The organism is Pseudomonas sp. NPDC077451, assembly GCF_044543345.1.
Classification (GTDB): domain Bacteria; phylum Pseudomonadota; class Gammaproteobacteria; order Pseudomonadales; family Pseudomonadaceae; genus Stutzerimonas.
This window is the reverse complement of sequence record NZ_JBITVX010000005.1, coordinates 274,506-292,185: the sequence shown is the minus strand read 5'-3', so window position 1 is coordinate 292,185 and position 17,680 is coordinate 274,506. Positions and strand designations below refer to the sequence as shown.

Genomic DNA, 17,680 nt, shown 5'->3' with positions numbered 1-17,680 from the left:
TTGCCCACGGTTCTACGAGATCACCTCTGATAGACAGTCCGCAGCGGGTTTTGTGTGATCTGGTGTCGATACTTCGTCGGGCAGGTTGCTATCGGCGGCTTATCGTTATCCTGCGGCGTGCTCAGGCTTTGCTTGAGACGTGCCGCAGACGCGTGTCCAGCTGCAACGTCTCGCGCAGGTGATGTCTATCTTTGCTACAAGCGGTACGGACTGGTAAGTGCCGGTCAATGTGAGGGCAGAGCAACAATGCGCTACAGCGCCAACGAGAGCTGGGTAGCCGGCGATGTCGTCACCAATGCACGTACTGGCTGGCCTCTGCTGGATAGCGATCAGCGCTGGGAGGCTCATTTGGGCGTCGTTAACCTGTTCGGCCGCGACTAGTAATCCCGTCCACGTCACGCTGTATGCGTAGCCAGACTAGATGTGTCTTCTCGGGAGCCATATCGTGTTAGCAGGTCACCCAACTGAACGGTTCGACATTCGACTTAAACGATCAAACCAGCTGTTATAGGAAGGCCTCAGTGTCGTTTGATGTCGGTATAACGGCAGTCGCTGGATGACTCCGTTTGGCGGACTGTGCAGGTTGTAGCTTTACCGGGTGATGGCACAAAGATATTGTGGCCATCGATGCGCACTCGGCAGTGCTGCAGCGCTCCAAGGATGGCCTTCAGCTCGCTATCTAAATCGCTTATCCGCTGTCTGGCTCGGTCATGAATCGCCTCGGCTAGGGCATCCGTATTGGTATCGTTTCAGGACAGGTGCATGGACAAGAAGTCTTTATCCGAGCGGGATATCTGCAGCAAATTCATCTCGCCTGCGATCGCCATGGCGGGATGGGACATGCAGAAGCAGGTCCGTGAGGAAGTCAGCTTCACCAACGGGCGCATCATCGTGCGTGGCAAGCTGCACAGCCGCGGCGAGTCACGCCGAGCGGACTACATTCTCTACCATCAGCCGAACCTTCCGCTCGCAGTAATCGAAGCGAAGGACAACAAGCACTCCCTGGGCTCGGGCATGCAGCAGGCCCTTGGCTACGCGGAGGCGTTGGACGTGCCGTTCGTGTTCTCCAGTAATGGCGATGGCTTTCTGTTCCATGACCGCAGTGGCACGGGTGATCAGGTCGAAACGGAACTCAGCCTAGGCCAGTTCCCCAGCCCTGCCGAGCTCTGGCAACGCTACTGCCAGTGGAAGGGCCTGGAAGGCGAGGCCCGAAACAAGGCTGAGGCGCCGTATTACGACGACGGCTCGGGACGCATGCCGCGCTATTACCAGACCAATGCCATCAACCGCACAGTTGAGGCGGTCGCCCGTGGGCAGGATCGCATCCTGCTGGTCATGGCCACCGGCACCGGCAAGACCTACACCGCCTTTCAAATCATCTGGCGGCTGTGGAAGTCGAAACAGAAGAAACGCATCCTTTTTCTGGCCGACCGCAACATCCTCGTCGACCAGACCAAGAACAACGACTTCAAGCCCTTCGGTTCGGCGATGACTAAGATCGCCAAGCGGCAGATCGACACGTCCTATGAGATCTACCTGTCGCTCTATCAGGCTGTGACCGGCACTGAAGAAGAGATGAACATCTACAAGCAGTTCTCCCGCGACTTCTTCGATCTGATCGTCATCGACGAATGCCACCGCGGAAGCGCGGCTGAGGATTCGGCCTGGCGCGAGATTCTCGACTATTTCTCCGGTGCTACCCATGTCGGCCTTACCGCTACGCCGAAGGAAACCAAAGAGGTTTCCAGCATCACCTACTTCGGCGAGCCGGTATACAGCTACACCTTGAAGCAGGGCATCGAAGACGGCTTCCTCGCACCCTACAAGGTGGTGCGCATCGACTTCGACAAGGACCTGCAAGGCTGGCGGCCACCCAAGGGCATGCTCGACAAGAATGGCGAGCTGATCGAAGACCGTATCTACAACCTCAAGGACATGGACCGCACCCTGGTCATCGAGGCGCGCACCCAGCTGGTAGCGCAGAAGGTCACCGAGTTTCTCAAAGCCACCGATCCGTTCCAGAAGACCATCGTCTTTTGCGACGACATCAATCATGCCGAGCGTATGCGGCAGGCGCTGGTCAACCTCAATCCCGAACGCGTGGCCGAGAATCGCAAGTACATCATGCGCATCACCGGGGATGAGCAGGAAGGCAAGGCCGAGCTGGACAATTTCATCGACCCCGAATCGCGCTACCCGGTCATCGCCACCACCAGCAAGCTGATGACCACCGGCGTCGATGCACAGACCTGCAAGCTGATCGTGCTCGACCAGCACATCAAATCGATGACCGAGTTCAAACAGATTATTGGGCGCGGCACCCGTATCAATGAGGACTTCGGCAAGTACTGGTTCACCATCATGGACTTCAAGAAAGCCACCGAGCTGTTTGCCGATCCGGCCTTTGATGGCGATCCCGTTGTGATTTACGCCCCGTCAGGCGATGAGCCTCCGGTCCCGCCTGACAATCTGTTGGAAGGTGACGGCATCACCGCAGGCAGCGAGGTCGATGCCAGTGAGCTGGAGTTCACGGGTGAGGATGACGGCAAGAGGCGCATCAAGTACGTCATCGACAGCCTCCCGATCTACGTCATCGCCGAGCGCGTGCAGTACTACGGCCCGGACGGCCGCCTTATTACCGAGTCGCTGAACGACTACACCCGCACCTGCGTGCACAAGCAGTTCGCCTCGCTGGATGATTTTCTTCGGCGCTGGAGCGATGCCGAGCAGAAGAAGGCCATCATCGACGAGCTGGCCGCGCAGGGCGTGATGTGGGAAGCCCTGGCCGAAGAGGTGGAAAAGAAGCAGGGCAAGCCACTTGATCCGTTCGACCTGATCTGCCACGTCGCTTTCGACCAGCCCGCGCTGTCGCGTCGCGAGCGCGCCGAGCAGGTGAAGAAGCGCAACTACTTCGCCAGATACTCCGGTGCCGCCCGACAGGTGCTTGAAGCGCTGCTGGATAAATATGCGGACACCGGCATCGAGCACATCGAAGACATCAAAATCCTCCAGCTCGACCCGTTCAACCAGATCGGTGCGCCCATCGAGTTGATCAGGGCATTCGGCGGCAAGGCCGGCTACAACCAGGCCATCCATGAGCTGGAAGACGCGCTCTATACAGGCTAGCCCAGCCATTCCGTGGGCAACCGCGCAGCCTTGGCGGCACTCGAGGAAGAGCAACGGCGGTTTCGGTGGATTGCGCGTCACATTGGCCGAGGCGCTGGGGTACGCCCATTGGTGGGCTGAAGCCCACCCTACGTGGGAATACTGGTTGAGCCAGGCCATTGTAGGAGCGAGCTTGCTCGCGAAAAGCAGCGTCTGCTGTCACGACCCAACCGCTATACAATCCCCCGCTTTGTTTCACCCGCCGAGAATTCGTTATGTCCATCAGCTCCACCATCAAATCTATCCAGGACATCATGCGCAAGGACGTCGGCGTCGACGGCGACGCCCAGCGCATCGGCCAGCTGGTTTGGCTGCTGTTCCTCAAGATCTTCGATGACCGCGAGCTGGAATGGGAGCTGATGGACGACAACTACCGCTCGCCCATCCCCGAAAGCTGTCGCTGGCGCACCTGGGCTGCCGACCCAGAAGGCATGACTGGCGATGCGCTGAAGGACTTTATCGACAACAACCTGTTCCCCCAGCTGCAGAACCTGCACGAGTACAGCAACACGCCATCCGCCTTCGTGGTGCGCAGCGTGTTCGAAGACGCCTACAACTACATGAAGTCCGGCCAGCTGCTGCGCCAGGTGATCAACAAGATCCAGCAGGGCGTGGACTTCAACAAGGCGCAGGAGCGCCACGAGTTCGGCAACCTCTACGAACAACTGTTGCGTGACCTGCAGAACGCAGGCAACGCGGGCGAGTTCTACACGCCACGCCCGGTCACCGAATTCATGGTGCGCATGGTCGATCCCAAGCTGGAGGAGAAGGTGATGGACCCTGCCTGCGGCACGGGCGGCTTTCTCACCTGCACCATCGAGCACAAGCGCAGCCGCTATGTAAAAACCGCCGAGGACGAGCGCACCCTGCAGGCAAGCATCTACGGTGTGGAGAAGAAGCCGCTGCCGCATCTGCTGGCCACCACCAACATGATCCTCCACGGCATCGAAGTGCCGAACCAGATCCGCCACGACAACACCCTGGCCCGTCCGCTGATCAGCTGGGGCCCGAAAGAGCGGGTCGACTGCATTGTCGCCAACCCGCCGTTCGGTGGCATGGAAGAAGACGGTATCGAAACCAACTTCCCGACTGCCTTCCGCACCCGGGAAACTGCCGACCTGTTTCTGGTGCTGATCATGCATCTGCTCAAAGACGGTGGCCGCGCCGCCGTAGTGCTGCCTGATGGTTTCCTGTTTGGCGAAGGCATCAAGAGCCGCATCAAAGAAAAGCTGCTGACCGAGTGCAACCTGCACACCATCGTTCGCCTGCCCAACGGCGTGTTCAATCCCTACACCGGCATCAAGACCAACCTGCTGTTCTTCACCAAGGGCACGCCGACCAAAGAGGTGTGGTTCTACGAACATCAGTACCCAGCCGGCGTGAAGAACTACTCCAAGACGCGCCCCATGCGCATCGAGGAGTTCGCCGTGGAAGAGGCTTGGTGGGGCAGCGAGGCCGATGGCTTTGCCGCACGGGTGGAGACTGAATTCGCGTGGAAGGTCAGCCTGCATGACCTGAAAGCTCGCAACTGGAACCTCGACTGCAAGAACCCCCATGTCGGCGAGCAGATCAGCCACGACCCGGACGAACTGCTGCGCAACTACGCCACGCTGCAAGGCGAAATCAGCCAGCTGCGCGACCAGCTCAAGGCCGTGCTGGCCGAGGCGCTGGAGCGGCCATGAGCGACGTCGCCATCTACGAAAGCGCCAGCGGCCAGATCGCCGTCACCGTTGAGCACGACAGCGTATGGTTGCGCCAGGAACAACTGGCCGAGCTGTTCGGCCGTGACCGCACAGTGATCGGCCGGCATATCCGCAATGTCTTTGCCGAGGGCGAGCTGGAGCGTGAAAGCAATGTGCAAAATCTGCACATTGCTGGCTCCGACAAGCCGGTGGCCTTTTACAACCTCGACGTGATCATCTCCCTCGGCTACCGGGTGAAGTCTCGTGAAGGTACACGCTTTCGCCAGTGGGCCAATCAGGTACTCAAGCAGCACCTGACCCGCGGCTACAGTCTCAACCGCGAACGTTTCGAGGCCAACGCCCACGAGCTGGAAGCAGCACTGGAACTAGTGCGCAAGGCCGCTCGCACGCCCGAGCTGGGCGAAGCCGGCGGGCGTGGGCTGGTGGAAATCGTCAGCCGCTACACCCAGACCTTCCTCTGGCTGCAACGCTACGACGAGGGTCTGCTCACCGAGCCCACCGGCAGTCCTGGTGGTGAATTGCCCGATGCTACCCAGGCGCGCCGGCAACTGGCTGAACTCAAAGTCCAGCTGATGGCCCGTGGCGAAGCCAGCGACCTGTTCGCCCGCGAACGCGGTGACGGCCTGGCCGCGTTGCTCGGCAACCTCGAACAAAGCGTATTCGGCGAACCGGCTTACCCTAGTCTCGAGAGCAAAGCGGCGCACCTGCTGTATTTCGTGGTCAAGAACCATCCCTTCGCCGATGGCAACAAACGCAGCGGCGCTTTCCTCTTCGTCGACTTCCTGCACCGCAACGGCCGCCTGCTCGATGCCGAAGGCAATGCCGTGATCAACGACACCGGGCTGGCAGCCTTGACTCTGCTGGTCGCCGAATCCGCCCCCGCACAGAAAGACACCCTGATCCGCCTGATCATGAACATGCTTGCCCCGGAAAATCGCCCATGACCGCTCTGCTGACCGACAACCTGCCGCTGCTGGCTGGCGCGCCCAATGGCATCAAGAAACTGCGCGAACTGATTCTGGAGCTGGCGGTGCGCGGCAAGCTGGTGTCGCAAGATCCGTATGATGAACCGGCGAGTGAGTTGCTAAAGCGGATTGCCGAGGAAAAGGCGAGGTTAGTGGCGGAGGGGAAGATTAAGAAACAGAAACCGCTGCCGGAGATTGCTGAAGAGGATATGCCGTTTGAGCTGCCATCAGGGTGGGAATGGTCGCAGCTCGGGCAGATATCTAGTGATGTTCAATATGGCTTCACTGCATCCGCTAATCACCAAAACGAAGAGCCTTTACTCCTCAGGATCACTGATATCCAGAACGATGGGGTCAACTGGGATACCGTTCCTGGATGTGACATTTCACCTGCCGAAATTGCCGGTTACGAGCTGAAAGATGGCGACATCGTTATTGCTCGAACAGGGGGGACCATAGGCAAGTCGTATCTTGTTTCAGGGCTTACTCGTTCAGCTGTGTTTGCTTCATACCTGATCCGAATTGGCCGACTTGACTCGATATACCCTGGCTTCACCAAAGTTTTTTTAGGCTCTCAGTTTTACTGGAAGCAGCTTTATGCCAACTCAATGGGCACAGGGCAGCCAAATGTGAACGGAACGGCCCTAAAAGGACTTCTAATTCCGGTTGCACCGATAGCGGAACAACACCGTATCGTCGCCAAAGTCGATGAATTGATGGCTCTGTGCGACCGTCTGGAAGCCCAGCAGGCCGACGCCGAAAGCGCCCACGCCCAACTGGTGCAAGCGCTGCTCGGCAGCCTGACTCAGGCCGCCGATTCCGAAAACTTCGCCGCCAGCTGGCAGCGCCTGGCCGAACACTTCCACACCCTGTTCACCACCGAATCCAGCATCGACGCCCTCAAGCAAACCCTGCTGCAACTGGCCGTAATGGGCAAACTGGTGTCGCAAGACCCAAGCGATGAGCCGGCCAGCGAACTGCTCAAGCGGATTGCCGAGGAAAAGAGGCGGTTGGTGACAGAGGGACAGATCAAGAAGCAGAAACCGTTGCCGGAGATTAGCGAGGAAGAAAGGCCATTTCAGCTGCCAAAGAGTTGGATCTGGACGCGCTTGGGAAACCTTGCTGGCCTTATCACAAGTGGCTCTCGTGACTGGGCTCAGCATTACTCAGAGGAAGGGGCAATTTTTGTACGTATGGGCAACCTCTCTCGACGAAGCTACGAGTTGCGCCTCAACAACATTCAGCGTGTTTCTCCCCCTGAAGATGGTGAAGGAAGCAGAACCAAGCTTGGAGCAGGTGATTTACTAATCTCTATAACAGGTGAGGTCGGCCTTCTAGGACTAATTCCGGATGGGTTTGGTGAGGCATACATTAATCAACATGTCTGTCTGGTTCGCTTTGTTCGCCAGCTTCAAGGTCGTTTTCTTCCCGAAATACTGCGATCACCACTCGCATACGATCAGTACGAAGCCCCTCAGCGTGGGATCAAGAATAGTTTTCGCCTGACAGATGTATCGGAAATGTTGGTGCCATTGCCGCCTCTCCCCGAACAACACCGCATCGTCGCAAAAGTCGACCAGCTGATGGCCCTCTGCGACCAACTCAAAACCCGCCTAACCCAGGCCCGCCAGCTGAACGAACAACTGGCCAGCACCCTGGTCGAGCAGGCGGTGGCGTGATGGCGTACAACAGGCCATGGAAATCCTTTGCCGAGCAACTGGAACTGCTTAAATCACGCGGAATGCTGGTCACCGATGAAGTAGCGGCGCTCCGTTATCTGGAGCGCATTGGCTATTACCGGCTGACTGCTTACTGGTATTCGTTTCGGGTATTCAAGCTGGAGCAAGACCCGGCCACAAAAGTCCTGCGCACAGCGCGCACCGATCAGTTCGAGGCCGATACCCAGTTTGTCGATGCCGTCGAGCTGTACCTGTTCGACAAGAAACTGCGCCTGCTGGTGATGGATGCCCTGGAACGTATCGAGATCGCCTTGCGCGTGGACATTGCCTACCTGCTGGGCCAGCGCAACACCTTCGCGCACTTGGACGCCAAGCAGTTGCACCCCTCGTTCGCCGGCAAGGTCAACAAGCGCACAGGCATGACCACCTTCGAGGCCTGGCGGGATAAATACACCGGCCTCTTGCAGCGCTCCAAGGAAGATTTCGTCAAACACTATCGTGCCCAGCACGGCCCTGATCTACCGCTGTGGGTGGCGGTCGAGGTCTGGGACTTCGGTGCTGTCTCCCAGCTGCTGGCCATGATGAAAGTGGCCGATCAGCAGCATATCGCCGCCAAGTACGGCGTGAGCGACTGGAAGGTCTTCCAAAGCTGGGTTCGCTCGCTCAGCTACCTGCGCAACCTCACCGCGCACCACAGCCGCCTGTGGAACCGCAACGTGACCGATCAGCCTGGCCTGCCAAACCAAGGAGCGGTTGCCTGGTGTGATGACTTTATCGGCAAGGCGGATCTGATCGCCAAACCCTTCGTGCTGCTGGCCATCGCCCGACATATGGTCAAGGTCGTTTGCCCACGCACCGAATGGCATATGCGTATGCAGCATCATTTGCAGAAATTCCCGCCGCAGCATTCGCGCCGCAAGCTGTCCATCGCGGACATGGGAGCACCGGCCGGGTGGGAAAGCTGGTGGATCGGGGAGATCCAGGCCGGAAAATAAAAACCCCCGCGTAAGCTCACTAGGAACCAAGAGGCGGGGGCCGTGTTGCTGCGAATAATAGGCGCCATGCACCAAACGGGCAAGGTTTTGCTAACGCGTCAGGCCAATCACTGACCACCGGCAAGCCATGCACCAGGGTTGCGCCAAGCGCTCAAAATCGGGCTGGCCGCGCCCTCCACAAGAGGACGGGACCGTAACTCCTTCTACGCTGACGCCCGCAGGCTGGTAGATGAGCTGGTGCGGACGGTAAGAGTTACCGGGCGCAATTTCAAGTGACGTTACGCTATTTCAGACAACCCTGGCATCTGCCCTGACCATCTGGTCAACCCGCCTGCTAGTTGAGTAGGCATTAATGAAAGTCCCCCAATAGACACATGCAAGGAGCACTGATGCAATCCCCCGAACTCTCTCTGGCCGGCAAGCTGGATAACGGCCTGACCAAAGGCCTTTGCCTACTACTGCGCGGCCTAAGGACAGGAAGCCTGTGGCTGCTCGGCCTGCTGACGCTGGCAGGCCTGCCATTGATGATTTTTGAATACGGCGAAGGCCTGGCTGACCTCTCCCTGCTGGAGTGGGGCGTTATGCCGTTGCTGGCCTTGTTATTGTGGCGGCATATCCACTACTGCCAACACTTCACCACTGGCACCTGGCGCGGACTGAGCCGCTTGCTGATGTTCCAGGGCGTGATGAGCGTCCTGGGAATGATCATCATCGGCTTGTTCACGTTTGTGATGGCACAAACCGAGGATATCCAGAGACTCTACCAATACCTGCTGCAGGATGACCCAATCAGCAAGATTGTGACCTTTGGCTCGGTCTTGCTGGCGGTGTATCTCGCGGCACCTACTGCTACGACTGAAAGCCTTTCTACACCCGAAGCAATGCCTGCCCGTGTTGAACCCAGCGTATCCACTACGGCCAAGGAGGCCAGCCTGTGAAACCTACTATCCTGCCCATCGCTTGCCTGCTTGCCAGCTTGTGCGTACCTGTTGCACAGGCCAACGATGACCCCGGCCATCTGATTCAGAGCTGCCAGGAGCTGGTGGATATCTACGCCAAACGGGATCAGCAGCGTTTGCTTGCAGGTGTAGCCACGGGTTTGTCCGAAGCGCTTCGCGCCGGTTACTGCATGGGCGTGGTCGATGAATATCGCCGCCGCTACGAATGCGCTGCTGATGATTGGTTCACACAGGCGCTACAAATTGCCGGGATGCCAGTGTCATTCGGCCCTCGCACCTCTGTAGATGAGCTCCTGGAAATGTCCTGTGAAATCTGACTCCCGCCACTGGCCGGAGCTCTCCCAGGTCTACGACAACTTGTTGTGCAAAAAGGTCGGCCTGGCCAAGCCCTTGAGTCAGCATGGCAAATTGCTGGATGCATTGAAGACGCTGGCCAATGCGTTGTGCCCCTCGAAAAAGGAGCCCGATGAAGTAGAGCGCACCCCTGACAAAAAAAAGACCATCATTATCCAACTGGACTGGACACCACTGGGCTACGGCCGTGACAGCCGTAATCGTGTCCGCATCAACCCCAAGCACATCACCTTGCTATGGAATGCCATTCTGCTCCAGGGAGTATTTGGTGAGCCCAAGCTGGTGGTCGAGTTTCTCAAGCCCGGGGCCAACCGCCATCCCTTGGTCAATTGGGCGAGGCAGTTATTTCTTGAACGCCAGTCTCTCGCTGGCCTCGGCCTGTTGCGCAAAGAGCTGGTCGCTTTTCTGGATCGGCTGCCCGTTGCCGATCTTCGCGAAGAGCCTTTACCCAATCCTTTTGCCGATACCCTCCCGCAGATGGGCCTTGGCCATCTGCATGGCAATCTGCTGAAGGCCCTGGCGGCGCAAACCGCCGCACTTTCCTTGGGGGACAGCATGATGGCGCATTACCTCAGCGGGGATCTGCGGCAGGCCTACCTGCTCGCCTGCGAGGTGCAAACACAGAGTGAGCTGCTACTGCAATATCGCGGCCTGATCATCCATGAATATGAAGAGGCCAAGGACTTCGACGACTTGCTCGATTCGCTACGAAAAAACTAGGCGGCTTGTGGAATCCACGAATCAACACTGGCTTCGTCATCACAGAGGAGCCAGTCATGACAAACCATCAACCACTCCCCACTGATCCTGCTATCGAGCAATTGGATCTGTTTCCCTTGCGCCTCGTACCCCAGTTGCAATGCCTGGACTGGGCCATGGCCGAGCTGGAGTACCGGCGTTTTCTCAGCCTGAAGAAGTGCTATCCCAATCAACTGCTGATGCCGTCTGGTGCTGCCTGGCAGTTGTGGCAGGCGCACGTTCTGGATACCCGCCGCTATCGCAGCGACTGCGAACGCCTGTTTAGCCGTTTTATCGACCACTTCCCCTACCTTGGCTGTGGCAGCCCGGCTGACCGGCGCGAAAGGCATTTCGCTGAACAGCTGTACCAAGGGCTCTATGCCTGGCACTTCTCGATTCCATCTGGTGCATTGAACAACTGACGTTCAACGCGCTTTCGCTACAACCGCAAATCTAAATTCAGACAGCTCGGCTCAGTTGCCTCTGAGCATCGCCCGCTGTCGCCCGAGAAAAGGAAATGATCATGCTGAAGATGAAATTCGTCGGTGCAATCGAAGGTGTCAGCGGCTCGTGCACCTGGCTGCATCACACCGACTCCGATACCCAATTTCTGGTGGACTGTGGCATGCACCAAGGCAACGAACGGGAGGAATGGGCTAATAGTCAGGCATTCCCTTTCCATGCAGCGCGCCTCAAGTATGTGCTGCTGACTCATGCCCATATCGATCACTGTGGCCTGTTGCCCCGACTGGTACGCGAGGGTTTTACCGGTTTGGTTTACGCCACCCGTGCAACCCGCGAGCTCACCGAACTGATGCTGCTGGACGCTGCGCGGGTAAGCGGCATGTTTACTGAGCAAGAAGTAAAGCAGATTCGCTGGAGCGTTCTGGATGATGACCCAGGTTTCAAGTGGGGTCGCAGCATTCGCTTGGCCGAAGGTATCTGGATGGCCTACCTGCGCAGCAGCCATATCTTGGGTGCCTGCTTGATCAGTATTGGCTGGAAGGTGAATGAAGGTAATCGCTCCATTTGTTTCAGCGGTGACGTGGGCTGCCAAACGGATGAGAACGCCTATCTGCCGTTGATGAAGAGCGGCCAACAACCGTTTGCCGACACGGACTACATCGTTGTCGAGTCCACCTATGGCGGGCGGGTGCGAGAGCAGGCGTATCAAAACTCCCAACTGCGTCTGGCACGGCTGGCAGAAGTCATCGCCCATACCCTGTTCGTTAAGGGCGGCAAGGTCTTGATCCCCACCTTCTCGCTGCACCGTGCTCAGGAATTACTGATGGACGTTCTGCACTGGATGAAAGTCAACCTGCCCGCGAGCAGGCAGGTACCTGGGCATAACGGTAACGATCGGCCAATCACAGCCAATATCCATGCACCACTGGGCCATGCGGTGACTCAGGTGTATGCAAAACACCTGTGCAGCACGTCGCCGAACGGCAAGTTCAAATACCTGAATGCTGAACTGTGTGAGTCGCTGGCTATGCACGCCGATGAGATTCAAGCCATGTTGCAGCGCCTGGTAGAGCATGGCCGCTTCAAGGCAGGCGATGAGTGCTACCTGGACATGACAAAACCCAGACAGCCCTCCAATTTTGACGCCGATATCGTGATCGCCAGCGCCGGCATGTGTGACAACGGCCCGGTGGTCAGTTATCTGGAGCGCTGGGGTAGTGATCCACGTAACACCGTGATCCTTACGGGCTATCAGTCCGGAGGCTCCAAGGGAGCGGAGTTGATGCAACGTGCGAGCCTGTCCAGTCTGCCTTTGGACAGCTTGGCCTCTGGCCAGGCGGAAGTGTTCGATATGTCGCCGTACTACTCGGCTCATGCTGATCAACAGATGCTACTGGACTTCCTTTTCCGTACTGATGGCTATGGCTCTGGAAAACCAGCGACTGTCTTTCTCAACCATGGCAATCCTGCAAGCAAATACGCCCTGCGTGAGGCTGTACGGCAGCGTGCTGATTCGGCAACGTCGCAGGACCGCAAGATTATGGATGTCCGAATTGCTGACGCGCGCTGGTTTGACCTGGATACCGGTGAACCTATCGAGGGGAGTAGCGGGCAAGCTGAATTGTTGAGGGAGGTGGAGGCCTTGCGTTCGCAGCTCAGGCAGTTAACCGTGGAGAAAGTGAACAAGGATTCATTCACAGCATCGGGAACGTCGGCTCTTCATCCGTGAAAAGGGAGCCTGATTAATGTTTAGCCACAAAGTCCGGCCGCTTTCCGAAGGCAGTTACGTTGGGTTGCACTGGTTATTCCAACGTCTGCTAGACGGGTCATAGCCTGCAAATGTCATTGCGTTTAGGAGGGGCTGGGAGAGGTCACGAATAAAAAAGCCGGCCTTGTGGGCCGGCTTCCGTTAGCGGTATTGGCTTATTTTTGGTAAGCCGCCACAGCCTTGGTGATGGCGGCGCGGGCGGCGTCGGCGCCTTCCCAGCCTTCGACCTTGACCCACTTGCCCTTCTCGAGATCCTTGTAGTTCTCGAAGAAGTGCTTGATCTGCTCGATCAGCAGCGGCGGCAGGTCGGTGTATTCGTTCACGTCCACGTACAGCTGGCTCAGCTTGTCATGCGGGACGGCGATCAGCTTGGCGTCGCCGCCGGCTTCGTCGGTCATGTTCAGCACGCCCACCGGACGGCAGCGGATGACGGAGCCTGGGGCAACCGGGTAGGGCGTCACGACCAGTACGTCTAGCGGGTCGCCGTCATCGGCCAGGGTGTGCGGGATGAAGCCGTAGTTGGCCGGGTAGAACATCGGCGTGGCCATGAAGCGGTCGACGAACAGGCAGTCGGTGTCGTGATCGATTTCGTATTTGATCGGCGCGTGGTTGGCCGGGATTTCGATGGCGACGTAGATGTCGTTTGGCAGGTCTTTGCCGGCCGGGACTTTGCTGTAGCTCATGAACATTGCTCCGTGGTCGGCCGAGGCGGCCTGGGGCGAAAAAGTGGGCGCGATTATAGGCGCAGTGTCGGGCGTTTTGCCATGCCGGCGGTGGCGAAGCTCCCTGGTCCGGCAATGCGCGTATTCGACGGTCACAAATCAGTGAGGTTCCGCGTATTGCGGATGGTCGCCTTACAGTTGCTGCAGGCGTGTTAGCGGGTCCTGTCGATAGAAGGCCGCCAGCTGTCGGTAGACATCAGGATAGGCCTCGTGCAGCACGTCCGGCGCGCTAAAAAAATACTCGCTGGTGACGGCGAAGAACTCGGCTGGGTTTTCCGCAGCGTACGGATCGATCGCCGTGTGGGCGTGAGGATCGGCATCCAGCTTGGTGTTGAGCGAGTCGTAGGCGTTTTGCATTGCGTGGGCCCAATCCTCGATACGCATGTTGCGGTGCAGCGGGGGCAGGCCATTGGCGTCGCCATTAAGCATGTCGAGTTTGTGCACAAGCTCGTGGATCACTAGGTTGTAGCCTTCCCAGGTGCCGCTCTGCTGGACCCCCGGCATGGCCAGAATCACCGGCCCCTGCAACCAGGCTTCGCCGCTGTGTTCGCCATCCCACTCGTGCATCACGCCAGCGGAATCGCGGTGCTTCTGCGGGCTATGGAAATCATCTGGGTAGATGACGATTTCATGGAAGCCCTGATACCAGTCCAGATCAGCCAGGTGCAGCAAGGGCAGCTCTGCCTGGGCGGCCAGGCGCAGGCGACTGGTAAGGTCTAGCTCGACTCCGGGCAGCGCGGTCAGGCGCTTGGCGTGCAGAAACAGCAGGCTGCGCTCGCGCAAGCGCTCGGTCTCCTCGACGGTTAAACCCTCGAGAATCGGCAGGCTGTCGAGCACGCTTTGCCAGAGCGCCGGCTCGATGGCGAGACGGGCGAGGATGCGCTTGCGGCGCCAGTCGCGGAGTGACCACATGAAGGAGTTTCCTACCGGGAGGACGTCAACCTTAAGCGGGGCGCACGGCGTCAGCAAGCCGCGTAGATGCTCCACCCATCAGCCGCGAACCACGGGGCGTCATGCTGAACGTACTACCCTTCAGATCGGGGCCTATCGGCACTCGATATAACTAGATGAACGGGAGCACCCATGAGCGAATCGGACGTTTCACCCAAACCGGCGTTGATCAATCCGCCCGGACTCTACGATCCCGCCCCCAACGGTTATTCCCACGTAGCGCTGGTGCCAGGAGGTACGCGGCTTGCGTTTATCGCAGGACAGGGAGGTGAAACGGAAGACGGTCGGCTATCCGACGATTTCCGCGAGCAGGTCCGTCAGGCGATGGCGAACCTCTTGATTGCCATCGAGGCGGCAGGCGGGCTGCCGTCGCAGGTAGCCAAGCTGACGGTGCTCATCGTCGATCACTGCGAGCAACGCTTAGGCATTCTCGGCGATGAACTGGCGCGGGCATTCGGAGCGCGTATGAAGCCGGCCTGCACGCTGATACCGGTGCCTCGCTTGGCGTTGGATGGCATGTTGTTCGAGGTGGATGCCGTCGTGGTATTGCCGGAGGCGTGACCGTTAGAGGGCGGGTAACGCTCTGCTGGAGAGCGCTGGCAGCGCTGGCGCGAGCCGGGTGGCCATCCTTCGGAAAGGCACTCAGTCCAACAGGAAATTGCTGGCTTTTGGCGAGTCGTCCTCGAGGCTGAGCACTTCCGCTTCGTCCTTTAGCGTCACCCCTGAGAGTTGGCGGCGGCAGGCCTCGCGCATCAGGTGGATCAGGCGGTGCGCAGCGAGGTTGTAGCTCAGGCCCTCCAGGCGAATGTTGGAGATGCAGTTGCGGTCGGCATCGGTACGGCCGACCTTCGGGTCGTAGGTGAAGTACAAGCCGAGGCTGTCCGGCGAGCTCAAGCCTGGGCGTTCGCCCACGAGCATCACCACCATCTTCGCTTTGAGCCGCTCGCCCACTTCATCGCCCAGCGCGACGCGGCCCTGTTGCACCAGGCTGATGGGGGCGAGGCTCCAGCCATCCTTTTCGATCTGTTCTTCGATGCGCTGAAGCAAGGGTAGGGCGTGGCGCTGGACGGCGAGCGCTGACAGGCCATCGGCAATGACGATCGCCAGGTCGTAGCCCTTTGCGTGTTCAGTGGTGTGGTCTGTCAGCTGTTCGGCGGAAGGCTCGTCCAGCCGTCGTCCCAGGTCCGGGCGCTGGAGGTAAATGTAGCGGTCAGCGGCTGCGGAGCGCAGTTGCAGGGTTCTGAACCCTTTGTCCTGAAGCTGATGAGCCAGTTCTTCGGTGTCGAGGGATAGATGCACGGCGTCGCGTGCCTGCGCATGAGCGAACTGGAAATCCAGCTGGGCATCGGTGGGCAGGCTGGTGCCCGCACGACCCAAAGCGATACGCGCCGGGGTGAGCTGGCGCAGGTGGCTCCATGGGTTGGTAATGGCGGTGGGCTTATCAGGCATGACGGCCTCCGAAGGGTGGGCAAGCTCGATTCGCGAGCAAGGCTGGGCGTACCCGCTCTTGCAGATATCAGTGTGGTGTTGATCGCCAGCAAGCTGGCTCCTACGAAGCGCAGGCCTTGGGGTATCTGTAGGAGTCAGCTTGCTGGCGATCCGAGGCATGCACGGACATGGCCAGACTTCAGCGGGCTGCCTGGGCTCGACGGCGTCATGCCATCCGCTCCAGCGCCTGGCGAAAGGCGGGCGGGAGCTGTTCGCCCATCTGCAGCCGTCCGCCGTCCTGGCGCAGGATATCCATCTTCGCCAGCCATTCCTCGAACTCCGGGGCGGGCCTGAGCCCCAGGCTCTGGCGCAGATAAAGGGCGTCGTGGAAGGAGGTGGTCTGGTAGTTGAGCATCACGTCGTCAGAGCCCGGAATACCCATGATGAAGTTGATGCCAGCGGTGCCGAGCAGGGTCAGCAGCACGTCCATGTCGTCCTGATCGGCTTCGGCGTGGTTCGTGTAGCAGATGTCGCAGCCCATGGGCACGCCGAGCAGCTTGGCGCAGAAATGATCTTCCAGCCCGGCGCGGATGATCTGCTTGCCGTTGTAGAGATATTCCGGGCCGATGAAGCCGACCACAGTATTGACCAGTAGCGGCTTGAATTTGCGCGCCACGGCGTAGGCGCGGGCCTCACAGGTCTGCTGGTCGACGCCATGGTGCGCGTTGGCCGACAAGGCGCTGCCCTGGCCGGTCTCGAAGTACATGAGGTTGTCGCCCAGCGTGCCGCGCTTCTGCGACACGCCCGCCTCGTAGCCTTCCTGCAACACGGCGAGATTGATACCGAAACTGCTGTTGGCCGCCTCGGTCCCGGCGATGGACTGGAACACCAGATCCAGCGGCGCACCCCTGTTGATCGCCTCGATGGACGTTGTGACGTGGGTGAGGATGCAGCCTTGGGTCGGAATGTCATAACGCTGGATGATGGCATCGAGCATCTTCAGCAGTTCGCAGATGCCGCTGGTGCTGTCGGTGGCCGGGTTGATGCCGATCACCGCATCGCCGTTGCCGTAGAGCAGGCCGTCGACAATGCTTGCGGCGATGCCGGCGGCCTCGTCCGTGGGGTGGTTGGGTTGCAGGCGGGTGGACATGCGCCCGCGCAGGCCGATGGTGTTGCGAAAGCGGCTGACCACGCGGACCTTCTGCGCGACGAGGATCAGGTCCTGTACGCGCATGATTTTCGACACTGCGGCGACCATCTCGGGTGTCAGGCCAGGCGCCAGCGCCTTGAGCGCAGCCTCGTCGGCGTCATCGCCCAGCAGCCAGTTGCGGAAGTCGCCGACGGTCAGGTGGCTGACCGGGGCGAAGGCTTCGGCGTCGTGGCTATCGATGATCAGCCGGGTGACTTCGTCGGTCTCGTACGGGATCAACGCTTCGTCGAGGAAGCGCTTGAGCGGGATCTGCGCCAGGCACATCTGTGCGGCCACGCGCTCGGCATCGCTGCCCGCGGCGACTTCCGCGAGGAAATCACCGGAGCGCGCCGGGCTTGCCTTGGCCATTACCTCGCGCAGGCTGCCGAAGCGCCAGTTGGTGCCGCCTACGCTGTGCGTGTATCCCGCCATGCTCGTCTCCCATTGGCAGGTCGTGAACATCACCTGCGTTGGCGTTACTGCGTCGAAAGCAGCCTCATTTGCGAGCCCAGTCCGCAGGCTCATTTCCAACATAGGCTCGTACGCGAACCCGGTCCGCTTCAGTCCGCCCATGATTCGCACGGTTCGGTGGGCTAAAG

Annotated in this window: 16 protein-coding genes; 12 read left to right on the top strand and 4 right to left on the bottom strand. The window is 59.2% G+C overall.

The annotated features are described in order from the left end of the window. Window positions 1–246: 246 nt before the first annotated feature. The 11 genes from ACIGHL_RS11225 to ACIGHL_RS11175 all read left to right on the top strand — a co-directional run bounded on the left by ACIGHL_RS11225 (window position 247) and on the right by ACIGHL_RS11175 (window position 12,752). A complete protein-coding gene (locus ACIGHL_RS11225) occupies window positions 247–381 on the top strand; it encodes a hypothetical protein (protein ID WP_256449911.1) in 135 nt (44 codons plus the stop codon). Window positions 382–762: 381 nt separating this feature from the next. Then, entirely contained in the window at window positions 763–3,126 is a 2,364-nt protein-coding gene (gene hsdR / locus ACIGHL_RS11220; RefSeq protein ID WP_216707175.1) for an EcoAI/FtnUII family type I restriction enzme subunit R, read from the top strand. A gap of 254 nt (window positions 3,127–3,380) precedes the next feature. Continuing rightward, entirely contained in the window at window positions 3,381–4,847 is a 1,467-nt protein-coding gene (locus ACIGHL_RS11215) for a type I restriction-modification system subunit M (protein ID WP_128121916.1), read from the top strand. After that, window positions 4,844–5,812 (top strand): virulence RhuM family protein/type II toxin-antitoxin system death-on-curing family toxin, encoded by a 969-nt coding sequence (locus tag ACIGHL_RS11210; RefSeq protein WP_128121915.1) that lies wholly within the window; start codon window positions 4,844–4,846, stop codon window positions 5,810–5,812. The genes ACIGHL_RS11215 and ACIGHL_RS11210 overlap by 4 nt, the downstream gene beginning before the upstream one ends. Then, window positions 5,809–7,512: a restriction endonuclease subunit S gene (locus tag ACIGHL_RS11205; protein ID WP_128121914.1), complete on the top strand. Its 1,704-nt coding sequence runs from the start codon at window positions 5,809–5,811 to the stop codon at window positions 7,510–7,512. Before ACIGHL_RS11210 ends, ACIGHL_RS11205 begins: the two co-directional genes overlap by 4 nt. Next, a complete protein-coding gene (locus ACIGHL_RS11200; RefSeq protein ID WP_128121913.1) occupies window positions 7,512–8,507 on the top strand; it encodes an Abi family protein in 996 nt (331 codons plus the stop codon). Before ACIGHL_RS11205 ends, ACIGHL_RS11200 begins: the two co-directional genes overlap by 1 nt. 389 nt (window positions 8,508–8,896) lie before the next feature. After that, window positions 8,897–9,445, top strand: a complete 549-nt coding sequence (locus ACIGHL_RS11195; protein ID WP_128121912.1) for a hypothetical protein — start codon at window positions 8,897–8,899, stop codon at window positions 9,443–9,445. Continuing rightward, the gene (locus ACIGHL_RS11190) at window positions 9,442–9,783 is read left to right on the top strand and encodes a hypothetical protein (RefSeq protein ID WP_128121911.1); all 342 of its coding nucleotides are present in this window, start codon (window positions 9,442–9,444) and stop codon (window positions 9,781–9,783) included. Before ACIGHL_RS11195 ends, ACIGHL_RS11190 begins: the two co-directional genes overlap by 4 nt. After that, on the top strand, window positions 9,773–10,540 hold the full coding sequence (locus ACIGHL_RS11185) for a hypothetical protein (protein ID WP_128121910.1): 768 nt from the start codon (window positions 9,773–9,775) through the stop codon (window positions 10,538–10,540). The genes ACIGHL_RS11190 and ACIGHL_RS11185 overlap by 11 nt, the downstream gene beginning before the upstream one ends. A 56-nt stretch (window positions 10,541–10,596) precedes the next feature. Continuing rightward, entirely contained in the window at window positions 10,597–10,980 is a 384-nt protein-coding gene (locus ACIGHL_RS11180) for a glycine-rich domain-containing protein (protein WP_128121909.1), read from the top strand. A 101-nt stretch (window positions 10,981–11,081) separates the two neighbouring features. Further along, window positions 11,082–12,752, top strand: a complete 1,671-nt coding sequence (locus tag ACIGHL_RS11175; RefSeq protein ID WP_128120178.1) for an MBL fold metallo-hydrolase — start codon at window positions 11,082–11,084, stop codon at window positions 12,750–12,752. A gap of 194 nt (window positions 12,753–12,946) precedes the next feature. On the opposite strand, the gene ppa is transcribed toward ACIGHL_RS11175, so the two are convergent. Continuing rightward, entirely contained in the window at window positions 12,947–13,474 is a 528-nt protein-coding gene (gene ppa, locus ACIGHL_RS11170) for an inorganic diphosphatase (protein ID WP_128120167.1), read from the bottom strand. A 171-nt stretch (window positions 13,475–13,645) separates the two neighbouring features. Then, entirely contained in the window at window positions 13,646–14,425 is a 780-nt protein-coding gene (locus ACIGHL_RS11165; protein WP_128120166.1) for a M90 family metallopeptidase, read from the bottom strand. Between the two features lie 171 nt (window positions 14,426–14,596). Here ACIGHL_RS11165 and ACIGHL_RS11160 point away from each other — a divergent pair, with 171 nt between their 5' ends. After that, a complete protein-coding gene (locus ACIGHL_RS11160; RefSeq protein WP_128120165.1) occupies window positions 14,597–15,025 on the top strand; it encodes a RidA family protein in 429 nt (142 codons plus the stop codon). Between the two features lie 81 nt (window positions 15,026–15,106). Here the strand turns inward: ACIGHL_RS11160 and eutC are convergent, their stop codons facing one another. Then, on the bottom strand, window positions 15,107–15,913 hold the full coding sequence (gene eutC, locus ACIGHL_RS11155) for an ethanolamine ammonia-lyase subunit EutC (RefSeq protein WP_128120164.1): 807 nt from the start codon (window positions 15,911–15,913) through the stop codon (window positions 15,107–15,109). A 205-nt stretch (window positions 15,914–16,118) separates the two neighbouring features. Further along, window positions 16,119–17,513 carry an ethanolamine ammonia-lyase subunit EutB gene (locus ACIGHL_RS11150; protein ID WP_128120163.1) on the bottom strand — a complete coding sequence of 465 codons (1,395 nt, stop codon included), beginning with the start codon at window positions 17,511–17,513 and terminating at the stop codon, window positions 16,119–16,121. Window positions 17,514–17,680: the final 167 nt, after the last annotated feature.

Bases quoted from the DNA above. Each gene is read 5' to 3' on its own strand.
- ACIGHL_RS11215 (WP_128121916.1), top strand. From the start codon at position 3,381: ATGTCCATCAGCTCCACCATCAAATCTATCCAGGACATCATGCGCAAG.
- ppa (WP_128120167.1), bottom strand. From the start codon at position 13,474: ATGAGCTACAGCAAAGTCCCGGCCGGCAAAGACCTGCCAAACGACATC.
- ACIGHL_RS11195 (WP_128121912.1), top strand. From the start codon at position 8,897: ATGCAATCCCCCGAACTCTCTCTGGCCGGCAAGCTGGATAACGGCCTG.
- ACIGHL_RS11180 (WP_128121909.1), top strand. From the start codon at position 10,597: ATGACAAACCATCAACCACTCCCCACTGATCCTGCTATCGAGCAATTG.
- eutC (WP_128120164.1), bottom strand. From the start codon at position 15,913: ATGCCTGATAAGCCCACCGCCATTACCAACCCATGGAGCCACCTGCGC.
- hsdR (WP_216707175.1), top strand. From the start codon at position 763: ATGGACAAGAAGTCTTTATCCGAGCGGGATATCTGCAGCAAATTCATC.
- ACIGHL_RS11165 (WP_128120166.1), bottom strand. From the start codon at position 14,425: ATGTGGTCACTCCGCGACTGGCGCCGCAAGCGCATCCTCGCCCGTCTC.
- ACIGHL_RS11175 (WP_128120178.1), top strand. From the start codon at position 11,082: ATGCTGAAGATGAAATTCGTCGGTGCAATCGAAGGTGTCAGCGGCTCG.
- ACIGHL_RS11150 (WP_128120163.1), bottom strand. From the start codon at position 17,513: ATGGCGGGATACACGCACAGCGTAGGCGGCACCAACTGGCGCTTCGGC.
- ACIGHL_RS11210 (WP_128121915.1), top strand. From the start codon at position 4,844: ATGAGCGACGTCGCCATCTACGAAAGCGCCAGCGGCCAGATCGCCGTC.
- ACIGHL_RS11205 (WP_128121914.1), top strand. From the start codon at position 5,809: ATGACCGCTCTGCTGACCGACAACCTGCCGCTGCTGGCTGGCGCGCCC.
- ACIGHL_RS11160 (WP_128120165.1), top strand. From the start codon at position 14,597: ATGAGCGAATCGGACGTTTCACCCAAACCGGCGTTGATCAATCCGCCC.
- ACIGHL_RS11225 (WP_256449911.1), top strand. From the start codon at position 247: ATGCGCTACAGCGCCAACGAGAGCTGGGTAGCCGGCGATGTCGTCACC.
- ACIGHL_RS11200 (WP_128121913.1), top strand. From the start codon at position 7,512: ATGGCGTACAACAGGCCATGGAAATCCTTTGCCGAGCAACTGGAACTG.